Origin of the sequence: Erythrobacter colymbi (assembly GCF_002155685.1) — a bacterium.
GTDB lineage: Bacteria > Pseudomonadota > Alphaproteobacteria > Sphingomonadales > Sphingomonadaceae > Erythrobacter > Erythrobacter colymbi.
Genome location: NZ_MUYK01000001.1, coordinates 605,351 through 618,807 on the forward strand (window position 1 = coordinate 605,351; position 13,457 = coordinate 618,807).

General features: G+C 68.1%; 8 protein-coding genes. 3 read left to right on the plus strand and 5 right to left on the minus strand.

All coding sequences use genetic code 11. From position 1 onward, the window contains the following. Window positions 1–167: 167 nt before the first annotated feature. Complete coding sequence (locus BZF57_RS21205; RefSeq protein ID WP_086734346.1) at window positions 168–3,413, plus strand: TonB-dependent receptor; 3,246 nt, start codon at window positions 168–170, stop codon at window positions 3,411–3,413. Between the two features lie 33 nt (window positions 3,414–3,446). Here the strand turns inward: BZF57_RS21205 and BZF57_RS02760 are convergent, their stop codons facing one another. Continuing rightward, window positions 3,447–4,640, minus strand: coding sequence for a BaiN/RdsA family NAD(P)/FAD-dependent oxidoreductase (locus BZF57_RS02760; RefSeq protein WP_086734348.1), 1,194 nt, complete (start codon window positions 4,638–4,640; stop codon window positions 3,447–3,449). A gap of 65 nt (window positions 4,641–4,705) precedes the next feature. On the opposite strand from BZF57_RS02760, the gene uvrC reads away from it, so the two are divergent. Continuing rightward, window positions 4,706–6,727: an excinuclease ABC subunit UvrC gene (gene uvrC / locus BZF57_RS02765; protein ID WP_086734350.1), complete on the plus strand. Its 2,022-nt coding sequence runs from the start codon at window positions 4,706–4,708 to the stop codon at window positions 6,725–6,727. A 161-nt stretch (window positions 6,728–6,888) separates the two neighbouring features. Here uvrC and BZF57_RS02770 read toward each other — a convergent pair whose 3' ends face one another. The 3 genes from BZF57_RS02770 to BZF57_RS02780 form a co-directional block, all read right to left on the minus strand. Beyond that, window positions 6,889–7,794 carry an OmpA family protein gene (locus tag BZF57_RS02770; RefSeq protein ID WP_086734352.1) on the minus strand — a complete coding sequence of 302 codons (906 nt, stop codon included), beginning with the start codon at window positions 7,792–7,794 and terminating at the stop codon, window positions 6,889–6,891. 190 nt (window positions 7,795–7,984) lie between these two features. Beyond that, complete coding sequence (locus BZF57_RS02775; RefSeq protein WP_086734354.1) at window positions 7,985–9,808, minus strand: DUF885 domain-containing protein; 1,824 nt, start codon at window positions 9,806–9,808, stop codon at window positions 7,985–7,987. 122 nt (window positions 9,809–9,930) lie between these two features. Then, window positions 9,931–11,439 (minus strand): carotenoid oxygenase family protein, encoded by a 1,509-nt coding sequence (locus BZF57_RS02780; protein WP_086734356.1) that lies wholly within the window; start codon window positions 11,437–11,439, stop codon window positions 9,931–9,933. Window positions 11,440–11,591: 152 nt separating this feature from the next. Between BZF57_RS02780 and BZF57_RS02785 the strand changes: the two genes are divergently transcribed. Then, complete coding sequence (locus tag BZF57_RS02785; protein ID WP_086734359.1) at window positions 11,592–12,407, plus strand: universal stress protein; 816 nt, start codon at window positions 11,592–11,594, stop codon at window positions 12,405–12,407. 116 nt (window positions 12,408–12,523) lie between these two features. Here BZF57_RS02785 and BZF57_RS02790 read toward each other — a convergent pair whose 3' ends face one another. Further along, complete coding sequence (locus BZF57_RS02790; protein ID WP_086734361.1) at window positions 12,524–13,447, minus strand: acyl-CoA thioesterase; 924 nt, start codon at window positions 13,445–13,447, stop codon at window positions 12,524–12,526. Between the last annotated feature and the right edge of the window lie 10 nt (window positions 13,448–13,457).

Here is a 13,457-nt window from a genome sequence, read left to right on the forward strand (position 1 = left end):
AACCAAAAGGGAAGGCTCGTGCGTTAGGCGGATGATCCACACGATTTTGCGGACAGGTTCCGGCCGGGCGCGCCCCGCATCCGGCCACGATCAGACCGCGTAAACCGATGGCCCCAAGGGAGCGGTAACAAGCCGCCCCGGCACAAGACAAAGACTGAAGGGACCCGATGAACCTCTCCCCGCTTTCCCGCGCGATGCTGCGCACCGGCACCTGTGCCCTAGGCCTTGCCGTGGCTCTGCCGCTCGCAGCCGAGGCGACGACGGCATCGTCCACCCAGCCCCAGCCCGAACCCGCGGTGCAGCCCCAGGAGGAAGAGCCCGAAAGCGCGAGCGACACCGGCTCCACCAACGAAATTATCGTGCGCGCCGGCCGCCTGCGCGGGCAGCTGTTCGTGGAACAGGCGCCGCTGCTCCAGCTCGACGAGACCGCGATCGCGGCCGAAGGCGTCACCTCGATCACCGATCTCATCGCCCAGATTAGCGCCCGCACCGGCTCCGCGCGCGGGCGCGGCGGCGGTGGGCAGCCGGTCATTCTGGTGAACGGCATCCGCATCGGTTCCTTCCGCGAATTCGCCAACTACCCGCCCGAAGCCCTCGCCAAGGTCGAGGTCTTCCCCGAGGAAGTCGCCCAGCGCTTCGGCTTTCCGCCCGATCGCCGCGTGATCAACCTGATCCTCAAGGACAATTACTCCAACCGTCAGGCCGATCTCGAATTCGAGGCGCCCTCGCGCGGGGGCTACAGCCGCAACGAGCAACAGCTCGGCATCCTCAAGATCGCCAACGGGGGGCGGATCAACGCCAATATCCGGGTGGAGGACGCGACCCTGCTGACCGAGGCGGAGCGCAATGTGCCGCAGACCGCCGGCTCGCAATCGGCGGTCGCGGGCGATCCCGATCAGGCAGACTATCGCAGCCTGCTGGCAGATACCTTCGGCCTCGATGCCAATATCTCCTGGGCCAAGGCCTATATCGAGAGCGGCACCTCGGTCAGCGCCAACCTCAACTACGCGCGCGAGGAAAGCCGCAGCCTCGACGGGCTCAACACCGTCGTGCTGCGCCGCAACCCGGCCGATACGGGCACGCTGCGGACCTTCGGCGAGGAAACCCCGCTCGCGCGGCGCACCTCGAGCGATACGGTCTCGGTCGCGGGCTCGATCACCAAGCCGGTCAATGCCTTCCGCCTGACCAGCACCTTTGACGGCTCCTTCGCCGAGAGCGAGACCGAGATCGACCGGCGCCTGAGCCCGGCGCAGCTGGCGGTGTTCCAGAACGCCGCGTTGGCCGGCACGCTGGCGGTAACCGGCGATCTGCCGGGCAACACTGCCGCGGGCTTCGACACCGCGCGCAGCCGCGTCATCAGCGGCTCCTCGCTCACGACGCTCGAAGGCGGATTGGCCGAGCTTCCCGCAGGCGAATTGCGCGCGACCTTCGATGTCGGCCTCAACTGGCAGCGCATCGAAAGCGCCGACACGCGTTCGGCCACGGCAGCAACGCTGACCCGCCGCAACCTTTCGACCGGGGCGAACCTCGTGGTGCCGCTGACCAGCGAGCGCGAGGAATTCCTCGATGCGCTCGGCGACTTCACGCTCAACCTTCAGGCGGGCGTCGAGGATCTCAGCGATTTCGGCGTGCTGGGCGACTGGAACGCCGGGGTGACGTGGAAGCCGGTCGATGGCCTCGACCTGTCGGCGACCTATATCTGGCGCGAAGTGGCGCCGGGGCTGGCGGCGCTCGGCAATCCGCAGGTCACCAATTTCAACGTCCCCGTGTTCGATCTGTCGCGCGGCGAGACGGTGCTGGCCGAGGTGGTGACGGGCGGCAATCCCGATCTGCCGGCCGAAACCCAGCGCGACTGGAAGTTCTCGGCCAACTGGGAGCTGCCGTTCTGGGAGAATTCGCGCCTCAGCGTCGATTACATCCGCAACCGTTCGGACAATGTCGTCAGCGCCTTCCCGCAGATCACCTCCGAGATCGAGGCGGCCTTCCCGGGCCGCGTCACGCGTGACGCCAATGGCCGGATCGTGCGGGTCGACCGGCGCTCGGTGAGCTTTGCCGAGACGCGGGCGAACCGCATCCAGTTCACCTTCTCGACCAATGGCAGCATCGGCGCGGGCGAGGGCGGTGGCGGCTTCGGCGGCCCGGGTGGTGGCGGCGGCGGTCGCTTCGGCGGCGGCGGTGGTGGTGCTGGCGGCGGTGCTCCGGCGGCGGCTCCTGCGCAGCCTGCTCCGCCCACGACCGGCGCTCCGGCGGCTCCCCAGGCCGGCGGCCCGCCCGCGGGCGGCTTCGGCGGCGGTTTTGCCCCGACCCCCGAGCAGCGCGAGCAGTTCATGGCCTTCCGCGCGCGGCTGTGCGCCGATGACGGGCAGGCCTTCCTCGAAAAGCTGGTCGCCGCGATCGACAGCGGGGCGGATATTTCCAAGGAATATCCCGGCATCGACCCCTCGCGGCTTGCCCCGATGCTCTCGCGGATGCGCGGGGCGGACGGGAAGATCGATCCGGCGCGGCTGGCCTCGTTCCGCACCCGCATCTGTTCCTTCGACCCCGCGATGATGGGCGGCGGCGCACCCGGGGCTGCTCCGGGCGGCGCACCGGCTGGCGGGCCGGGCGCTCCGGCGCAGGGCGGTATGCCGCCCCAGTTCGCCGCCTTCCGCGAGCGGGCCTGCGGGCCGGACGGCGACGCGGCGATCAGGGCGCTGATCGGCAAGATCGAGCGCGGCGAGGACATCTCGGCCGAGCTTCCCGGCGTCGACCCCGCCTTCATCAAGATGGCGCTCGACCGATCGCGCCTGCCTGACGGCACGCTCCCGCCCGAGGCGATCACGCGCTTCAAGGACCGCTTCTGCGCGGCTCCCGCTCCGGCAGGCGCGGGCGGCGGTGCCCCCGGCGGCGGCGCGCCTGCGGGCGGCCCGGCGTTCAACCCGCTCGCCCAGCGCAGCTTCCCGGGCTGGCGCTATTTCTTCAACCTGACCCACACGATCGAGCTCGCCAACGAGATCCTGATCGCCCCCGGTCTCGATCCGCTCGACCAGCTCGACGGCGAGGCGACCGGCGCCTTCGGCCAGCCGCGCCATTCGAGCCGGTTGGAAGCGGGCCTGTTCGGCAAGGGCATGGGCTTCCGCCTGTCGGGCATCTACACCGGCTCCACCCGCCTCGACGGGGCGGTGGGGACGACCGACCTGTTCTTCGACGACATCGTCACCTTCAATCTGCGCGTCTTTGCCAACATGGGCGAGATCACGGGCAAGAACGAAGGCTTCCTCAAGGACTTCCGCGTCAGCCTCGTGGCCGACAACCTGTTCGACGCGCAGCGCCGCGTGCGGGATTCAAACGGGGTCACGCCGGTCAATTACAACGCCTTCGTGATCGACCCGCTGGGGCTTTATCTGGGCGTTGATCTGCGGAAGTTGTTCTGACGATCTTCCCCCTCCCCTCGGGGAGGGGAGCGGTCAGCGCTTGGCCTCCGCCAGCGCCTCGGCGCAGGCGTGGGCGCTCGCCCAGGCCCACTGGAAATTGTAGCCGCCGAGCCAGCCGGTGACGTCCACCGCCTCGCCGATGGCATAGAGGCCGGGCACCCTGGCCGCTTCCATCGTCCGGCTCGAAAGTTCCGCCGTAGCGATCCCTCCCGCGGTCACTTCCGCCTTGGCATAGCCTTCGGTGCCGTTGGGGGCGAAGCGCCAGTCGGCGAGCTTCGCCTGCGCGGCGCGCAGGTCCTTGTCGCCGCAGTTGCCGAGTTCGCGCTCCAGAGCGAGCCGGTCGGCCAGCGCATCGGCCAGCCGTGCGGGCAGACGCTCCCTCAAGAGCGTGCGCAAATGCGCGCGGGGGCGGTCGCGCTTGGCTGCGATCAGCCAGTCGCTCGCGGCATCGGGGAGAAAGGTGATCCCCACCGGCTCGCCGTGCCGCCAGTAACTCGACACCTGCAAGATCGCCGGGCCCGAGAGCCCCTTGTGCGTGAACAGCGCCGCCTCGGCGAATTCCGCCTTGCCCGCTCGCGCCAGCACCGGCGCGGCGACGCCTGACAGCTCGCGGAACAGCGCATCCTCGCCCCCCAGCGTCAGCGGGACCAAGGCAGGGCGCGGCTCGACCACCTTGAGGCCGAATTGTCGCGCCAGCCGGAAGGCAAAGTCGCTCGCGCCCATCTTGGGGATCGAAGGCCCGCCGGTGGCGATCACCAGCGCAGGAGCGGCCCATGCGCGGCCATCGGCGGCGGTGACGGTGAAGCAGCCATCCGCGCCCCGCGCAACATCGGCCACATCGACCCCGCAAGTGAGGGTCACGCGATCGGGCGGACACTCGCCCATCAGCATCGCCACGATCTGCTTCGCCGAGCCATCGCAGAACAGCTGCCCCAGCGTCTTCTCGTGCCACGCGATGCCGTGGCGATCGACCAGCGCGATGAAATCCGCAGGCGTGTAGCGGGCGAGCGCGCTCTTGGCGAAATGGGGGTTGGCGCTGAGGTAGTTGGCAGGCCCCGCACTCAGATTGGTGAAGTTGCACCGCCCCCCGCCCGAGATCAGGATCTTCTTCCCCGGCGCCTCGGCCTTTTCGAGCAGCGCGACCTTGAGCCCGCGCTGGCCTGCCTGTCCGGCCGCAAACAGCCCGGCCGCGCCCGCGCCGAGGATGATGACGTCGCTCTGTTCCACGAACCTGCCGATAGGGGGCCGCACGGCAATTGCCAATCGCCCCCCATCATCCCTATCTGGCGGGCATGGCCCGAACCCCCGCCGGCACACCCCATGATCCCCGCGGTGCGGAGCGCTTCAACGAGGAGCGCGCCGCCTATACTGTTGCCAGCGCCCAGCCCGATCTCGAGGGCGGGGTGCAGGCGATCCGCGAGACGGTGAAGGTGCTGAAGCCCGTCCCCGGGGTCTACCGGATGCTCGATGCGCGGGGCGAGGTGCTCTATGTGGGCAAGGCGCGCAGCCTGAAGGCGCGGGTGGCGAACTACACCCAGATCGCCCAGCTATCGGGGCGTTTGCAGCGCATGGTCAGCCAGACCCGCGCGATGGAAATCGTCATCACCAATTCCGAGGCCGAGGCGCTGCTCTTGGAAGCGCAGCTCATCAAGCGCTTCCGGCCGCCGTTCAACGTGCTGCTGCGCGACGACAAGAGCTTTCCCTTCATCCTGCTGCGCGCCGATCACGCCTTCCCACGCATCCAGAAGCACCGCGGCGCGCGGCGGGCCAAGGGCAATTACTACGGGCCGTTTGCGAGCGCAGGGAGCGTCAACACGACGCTGAACGCGCTGCAAAAGCTGTTCCTGCTGCGGAGTTGCACCGACAGCTTCTTCAACAATCGCGACCGGCCCTGCCTGCTCTACCAGATCAAGCGCTGCTCGGCGCCCTGCGTCGGGCGGATCGACGAGCCGGGCTATGACGCGCTGGTGCGGCAGGCGAAGGATTTCCTCTCGGGCAAATCGGGCGCGGTGCAGGCCGATCTCGAGCGGCAGATGGCGGAAGCCGCGCAGAACCTCGATTTCGAGACCGCCGCGATGCTGCGCGACCGGCTGCGGGCGGCGACCTTCATTCAGGGCTCGCAGGCGATCAATGCGCAAGGCTTGGGCGATGCGGACGTGTTCGCGCTCGCTGCCAAGAACGGGCAGATGAGCGTCCAGTCCTTCTTCATCCGCGGCGGGCAGAACTGGGGCCACCGCGCGCTCTTCCCGCGTCACACGGCGGACGTGGACGAGGCGCAGGTGCTCGCCGACGTGATGTTGCAATTCTACGAGGAAGTGCCCCCGCCGCCGACCATTCTGGTGGACCGCGAACTGCCCGAGGCCGAACTGATCGAGGCGGCCCTCTCTGAGCTGGCGGGGCGCAAGGTGCGGCTCTCGGTGCCCGAGCGCGGCGACCGGCGCAAGCTGATGGCGCAGGCGCAGAGGAATGCGGTCGAGGCGCTCGAGCGGCGCCTGGCCGAAACCGGCACCAAGGCGAAGATGAACCGCGAGCTGGCAGAGTTTCTGGAACTCGACGCGCCCCCGCAGCGGATCGAGGTCTATGACAACAGCCATATCCAGGGCAGCAAGGCCGTGGGCGCGATGATCGTGGCCGGGCCGGAGGGCTTCGAGAAGGGCCAGTACCGCAAGTTCAACATCCGCGAGGCGCAGACCAATGACGACTTCGCGATGATGCGCGAGGTGATGACGCGGCGGTTCCGGGCGTGGCGGGATGAGGAGGAAAGCTCCGTTCGTGTCGAGCGAAGTCGAGACACTGATGCATCGGACGGGTCTCTCGACTTCGCTCGAGACGAAAGGGGGAAGAGCCACGACACTGTACTTCCCGACCTGATCCTGATCGACGGGGGCAAAGGGCAGCTCTCCAGTGTCATGCGGGTGCTCGAGGAGATCGGCATCGACGATGATGTCGCGGTGATCGGCATCGCCAAGGGGCCGCATCACGGGCGCGAGGGCCGCGAGGTGTTCCACTTCCCCGACGGGCGCGAGAAGATGCTTCCCGTCAATTCGCCGCTGCTGTTCCACTTGCAGAACCTGCGCGACGAGGTGCACCGCTTTGTCATCGGCGCGCACCGGGCCAAGCGCTCGAAGGCGATCACGGCGAGCCCGCTCGACGAGATTCCCGGCATCGGCCCGGCGCGCAAGCGCGCGCTGCTGCTGCACTTCGGCACGGCGAGCAAGGTGCGCGCGGCGGCGCTCGAAGACCTGCAACGCGCGCCCGGGGTAAGCGCGACGGTGGCGCGCAAGGTCTACGACTTCTACCACGCGGGCGGGTGAGGTTCGCCGGGGTCTCGCGTGGTGTCAGACGCGTCCAGACCCCCACCAGACCCCCACCAGACCCCCTCCAGCGGGCGCTTTTTGCCGCGTTTCACGTGAAACAACGGAAAAGGGCGAGCCGCGCGGCTCGCCCTCCTTCGTCACCCGGTTGTGCGGCAGGCTTACTGCCCGTCAAGCGCCTTGCTCACCAGCACGTTGACCGAAACGCGGCGGTTCTGCGCGCGGCCCGCAGCGGTGCTGTTGTCGGCGGCCGGATCGGCGGTCGCCATGCCGGTCGGGGTCAGCATGCGGTAGGGCTTCCACTTGCACACCTGCTGGAGGTGGTTGACCACGGCGGCAGCGCGCTTCTCGGAGAGGGTCTGGTTGACCTCCTGCGAACCGGTGGTGTCGGTGTAGCCGAGCACCAGCATCAGCGAGTTCTCGTTCTGCGCGGCGGTCTGCGCGGCGGCGCACAGCTCGTTCTTGGCCGAGGGGCTCAGGATCGCCTTGCCGGTGTCGAAATAGACGTTGGTGGTGCCCTTGAGGTTGTACTTGTCGATGTCGCCCAGACGGCCACGCAGCGCCTCGGTGGCGGCGGCATTGGCCTGGATCGCCGCGCCCTGCTCGCCGAACTGCTGCTGGGTGCCGCCGCGGATCATCGCCGCGATCATGCGATCATCGCTGGTGAAGCGGACTTCGCTGGCGACGAGGCCCTGGCCATATTGCGCGGTCTTGACCACGACCGGCAGGCCGTTGATCAGCGCCGACTGGTCGAGCGTCTTGTTGCCGATGCCGAGGAACCCGCCACGGGTGCGGATCTCGGTTTCGTTGTGGAGCGTCACGATGGTGTTGGTGCCATCGTCGGCGGTGATCTGGAGACGCGATCCCTTGCGGGCCGAGATGATGCCGGTGACGCGCGGACCTTCCTCCATCTCGGACAGGGCCGGCAGCGTGCCGTAGACGGTGGTCTCCATCTCGGCCGGATCGGCCGAAGCCGGGGTGGTCTGGGCGGCGAGGCCCGAGGCCGCTGCGGCGCCCAGCAGGGTGGCCAGCGCGAGGCGGCGGGGGGTGCTCAAAGTGGTGGTCACAGTTGTTTGCTCCTGCGGTGCGGACCCGGCGATCCCTTTGTCGGGCCCTTGATTGGCGTTGTGCGCCGGGCCGAGTTGTTGGGCAACACCTTGCTCGCAAATGAACGCGCACGACAAGAGCCCCGCAGGAGCGGGCAATCGGGGCAGGGGATGCGACGAGCCGAGCCGGACGGGCCGGTCCGGCAGCCGTTCACTTCGCCGTTTGCGCCGCAATCCAGCGGTCGATCTTGGCCTCGAGCACCGCCAGCGGCAGCCCGCCGGTGCTCAGCACCTGATCGTGGAAGGCGCGGATATCGAACTTCGGCCCGAGCTTGGTCTCGGCCCGCTTGCGCAGTTCCTGGATCTTGAGCGCGCCGATCTTGTAGGCGAGCGCCTGGCCGGGAATGGCGATGTAGCGATCGACCTCCGCGACCACATCGGTGCGGGTCATGCCGGAATTGGTCAGCATGTATTCGATCGCCTGATCGCGGGTCCAGCCCTTGGCGTGGATGCCGGTATCGACCACCAGCCGCATCGCGCGCAGCTGTTCGTCCTGCAGCGTGCCGTAGCGGTTCCACGGGTCCTTGTAGAAGCCCATCTCGTTGCCGAGCGTCTCGGCATAGAGCGCCCAGCCTTCGACATAGGCAGTCGTCCCGCCATAGCGCATGAAGGCGGGCAGGGCCTCATTCTCCTGCGCGAGGCTGATCTGGAAGTGGTGCCCCGGCGCGCCTTCGTGGAGGTAGAGCGTGACGATCCCCGGCGTCAGGCGGCTGGGGAGGTCATAGGCGTTGAAGTAGAAGATCCCCGGACGCTTGCCGTCGGCCGAACCGGATTCGTAGGAGCCGCCGGCCTCGAACTTCTCGGTCGAGGGATCATAGGGCCGGATCTCCAGCGGCGACTTGGGGAGGCGGGCAAACAGTGCGCCGATCTTCGCATCGACCTCGCGCCCGACGCGGTAATAATCCTGCGTCAGCGCCTCGCGGCTCTCGGCCTTGAAGCGCGGGTCGGTGCGCACGTAGTCGAAGAACTGGTTGAGCGTGCCCTTGAACTTCACCTCGCGCTGGAGCTTGACCATCTCGGCCTTGATCCGCGCGACTTCGGAAAGGCCGAGCTGGTGGATCGTCTCGGGATCGAGCGGCAGGGTGGTCGAATCCTCGACCAGCAGGCGGTAGAGCGCAGGGCCGCCCTTCATCTGCGACAGGCCGATGCTCTCGCGCGCAGCAGGGAGATACTCGTCGCGCAGGAAATCGCGCAGCGCCGCGGTGGCGGTGTAGATTTCGCGGGTCTTGGCCTCGTAGGCGGCGGTCAGCCGTGCCTTGTCCTCGGCAGAGAAGCTGTCGGGGAACTGCTTCGTCGGCCCCATGAACTGCGATTCCGCGACCGGCGTATCGAGCTGCGTCGTCAGCTGGGTGACCATGATGCCGACCGTCAGCTTGGTTTCCAGCACGCCGGACTTCATCCCCTCGCGGAAGCGCCCGATCGCGCGGCCGAGATAGGCGATGTAGTCATCGTGGCGCGACAGGTTGTCCTCGTAATTGGCGAGGGTCTTGAACGGCGCGGCCCCGATCCCGCTGGCGAGGTTGGGGTAGGAGTTGTGGAAGCCGAAGAAGTGGTTGAGCGGGCGCACTTCCGTGAGCGCGCGCATCTCGTCGCTCATCCCCGCGAGCGCGCGGGTCTGGGTGTACTGGAACACGTCGTAGGCGAGCTGGTCGGTCTCGTCGAGCTTCGCCCGGTCGATCTGGGCCAGCAGCGCGAGGTTGAGCTTCACGTCGGTGCGCGCGGCGAGGAAGCTCGCGTCGGTCAGCTGGTCGCCGAGCCGGTCGACCCCTTCCTCGTCCCCGCGATAAAGGCGGCTGAGGGGATTGAGCGCCAGCTCGCGCGCATCGGCATCCTCGAACAGGGCGAAGAGCTTGTCGTGCTCGGTCTGCGGCGCGGTGGTGGGAGCAGTAGCGGGGGACGGCTCGCTCTGGGCCAGCAGCGGTGCAGGCGCCATCAACAGCGCGGTCGAGGCGGCGAGCAGCAGGCGCAAGGTCATCGGTTTCAGTCCCCGGAAATCTGTGTCCAAGCGCGGCGCGCTACGCCCCTGCCACCCGAACGGCAAGCACGGCGGCGACGAGCGACGCCGGGGCTTCGACCGGGGGCTTGGCGCGGGAGGCGTCAGGCGGCGGCGAAGCGCTCGCGCAGGAAGGCGGCATCCGCGCGCAGCTGGTCATGCTCGACCCACACCGAGTGCGTCCCCGAACAGATCTTGTGCGGCAGGGCGAGGCGGCAGATCGGGCCCTTGGCGATGTCGGAGGCATCGAGGATCGCGCATTCGGAGGTGCCGGTGTTCTCGTCGATCAGGAAGGTGACCAAGTAACCATCGTCTTCGGATGTGCCACCCTTTCTCGGGATCATCGGGCTTTCGCTGGCATAGACCCCCTCGGGCAGGCGATAGACCTGTTCCTCGCCGGTTGCGGTGTCGTGGCGGACATAGCCGTTGAACAGGAACCAGCCGGGACGCGTGGTAGTCGACCAGACGTAGCGGCTCTTGTGCATGGCGAACCGCGGATTGATCATCCCGAATTCGACGATCCGCTCCGACAGGCGCTCCTCCCGGGTCTCGCCGGTGCGCAAGTTGAAGCGCCAGCGGTGGAGGCGGGACTGGAAGGAGTGTTCGTCCACATAGGCCATCATGTGGCTGTAGCGGCCCATTTCCTCGAGCGGATCGGGCATGGGCTTGGCCTGATGATAGCCTTCGAGGATGACCTCGTCGCCCTCTGACCCAGAGACTTCATACGCGTTGGTCCAGTGGAGGACATAGGTGGGCGAGGCCTCGAACCAGCGGATCTCCTCTGGCTGGCCATGGCGCGGGATCAGGGCGAAGCGGGTGGGGACGCCCTCGTGCAGCCGCGCGGCGTGGATGTTCCGGGCGAGCAGCTCCTCGTCCCAGAACAGCGGCATGTCGTTGAGGATCGACCAGTTGGGCGTGATCGCCATGTCGTGCGGCAGGCGCGGCCCCGGAAGCGGGACGGGGACGTAGTGCACCAGCGCGCCGGTGCGGTCGACCACCCCGTAATGCATGAAAGGGGCGTGCTTGGAGTAGTTGAAGAACATCATCTCCCCCGTGCCCTCGTCGACCTTGGGGTGGGCCGAGATGCCGTCCAAGGGCACCCACGGGGCCTTGCCGCGGCTCCCCAGCGTGACGGGATCGAGCATCCACGCCTCGCCGCACTGGTAGAGCGTGGCATAGGCCGTGCCGGCATGGACGATGATGTCGGTGCTGCCTGTATCCTTCAGCCCCCCATGCGCGCCGAAGCCCGGGCGCACCGATGTGCCCCACGGGTCCATCAGCCCTCCCCATAGCGATCGGCCCGCGATCTGCTCGGCCTCGAAGCAGTGGGTGCGCACGAAGCGGTTGCGATAGCTCGCCTTGCCGCCCGAGATGTTGACCTGATGGATCATCGCGTCGCCATCGAAAGGATGATGGCGCCCGAGCGGCTGGTGCACCTGGTTCTCGGTGTTCCTGAGGTAGATGCCGTCGATGTCGGCTGGGATCGCACCCTCGATCACGCGCAGCTCGGCGACGTCGACCTCTTCATGCAGCGGCGTCCACGGCCCGCTGAGATAGGGGTGGTTCGACGGCTCGAGGCTGGTCTTCACCGGCGGGTGACGCGTGATCTGCATGGCTCTCTCCCTTGCCCCGCAGAATGAGCGCGCGCCTTATCTCTGGCAAGATGCTATGGCGCGGCCACGTGGGCCCGATAGAAAATTGATCCGGGTCAAAGCCAGACACGACGTCCGGGGCGATCATCCTCATCATGAATGGGAGATCCGCTATGAAATCGATCCTGCTGCATATTGACCACGATCCCGCGATGCAGGCCCGCCTGCAGGTCGCGCTGGACATGGCCCGCGCGACCAACGGCCACATCACCTGCCTTCAGGCGCTGAGCTACGAGGTCTTCATGCCGGGCGACTTCTACGGCTCGGCCATCGCAGCGGCGCTCCCGGTCATCAAGGAGAATGCCGAAGCGCTGCGGGCCGAGATCGAGAAGGCGATGGAGCACGAAGGCGTGCCGTTCGACTGGCGCTTCGAATACGGGATCGCCGCCCAGCGCCTGATTGCCGCCTCGCCGCTGGCGGATATCGTGATCCTTGGCCCGGACGAGACGGGGACCGGCGGGCGCGGGCCATCGGCGCTGGTGGGCGATGTGGTGCTCGGCGCGCCGGTGCCGGTGCTGGTGGTGCCGGCGGACGCGAAGAGCTTCGATGTCGGCGCGCCGATGGTGGTCGCATGGAACGGCTCGCCCGAAAGCGCCTATGCCCTGCGCGCGGCGGTGCCGCTGCTGGCGTGCTCGTGTCAGGTCACGCTCGTCTGCGTGGTTGAGGATGGAGAGCAGGGCGGAAAGGCGCTCCCTTCGACCGAGGGCGCGCGCTACCTCGCCTGCCACGGCATCGCCTGCGAGATCGTCGAGATCCCGCGCGGTTCCGCGAAGATCGCCGACACGCTGTTCGCCGCGGCGCAGCTGCGCGAAGCCTCGCTGCTCGTGATGGGCGCCTATGGCCACACCCGGCTCGCCGAGATGGTGCTGGGCGGGGTGACGCGCCACATGTTGAGCGATCCGGCGATGCCGGTTCTCCTCGCTCACTAATTCGTCATTGCGAGGAGCCGTAGGCGACGCGGCAATCCATGGACCGGTGGCAGGTCAAGTTGCACCGTCTGTTGATGGATTGCTTCGCCTGCGGCTCGCAACGACGACGGAGAGGGCTAGGCCTTCACCCTCTTCCGCATCATCCCCTCCTGCGCGACGCTCGCCACGAGCTCGCCTGCGAGGTTGAAGATGCGCCCGCGGTTGAAGCCGCGCCCGCCGCCCGACCACGGCGCGTCGGTGGCGTAGAGCAGCCACTCGTCCGCGCGCGCCTCGCGGTGGAACCACAAGGCATGGTCGAGGCTCGCGCCCACCAGCTCATTGCGCATCCAGCTCAGGCCATGCGGCAGCGCGCTGGTGCCGAGCAGGGTGTAGTCGCTGGCATAGGTGATGATCGCGCGGTGGAGTTCGGGCGTGTCGGCCGCGCCGGTGATCGGCGCGCAGACCCTGAACCACGTGTGGGCGCGCGGTTCTCTCGGTTCGCGGCTCATCCAGTGCAGGCGGTCCACCGTGCGCATCTCGATCGGGCGCGGGCGCAGCATCATGCGGCGCTGGGTCTCGGACAGCTTGTCGCCCCACTGCGCGGCGATCTCGCGGCGCTGGTCCATGTCGGGGCGCAGATCATCGGGGCGCGGGACATCGGGCATGGGCGAATCGATGTGTTCGAGACCGTCCTCGGGTAGCTGGAAGCTGGCGGTGAGGTTGAGGATCGGCACGGGCGTGCCGTCCTCGCCCTCCTGCGAGGCGACCACGCGGCGGTTGGCGAAGCTCCTCCCGTCGAAATCGCGCGCGATGCGGTACTCGATCGGCGCCCCCTCGCGCCCGCCGCGGAGGAAATAGGCGTGGAGCGAATGGGCGGCCTTGCCATCACCCACGGTCGCCTGCGCGGCCTGCAGCGCCTGCGCGAGCACCTGCCCGCCGAACACGCGCCCGATCCCGTCCTGCTGCGGCGGCCCCGCATAGACGTCGGCCGCGCGCTTCTCGACCGTCAGCAGACGCACGAGGCCGGCGACCAGTTCTTCGTTGGTGGGAGTGTCAGTCATGGCTTCGCGC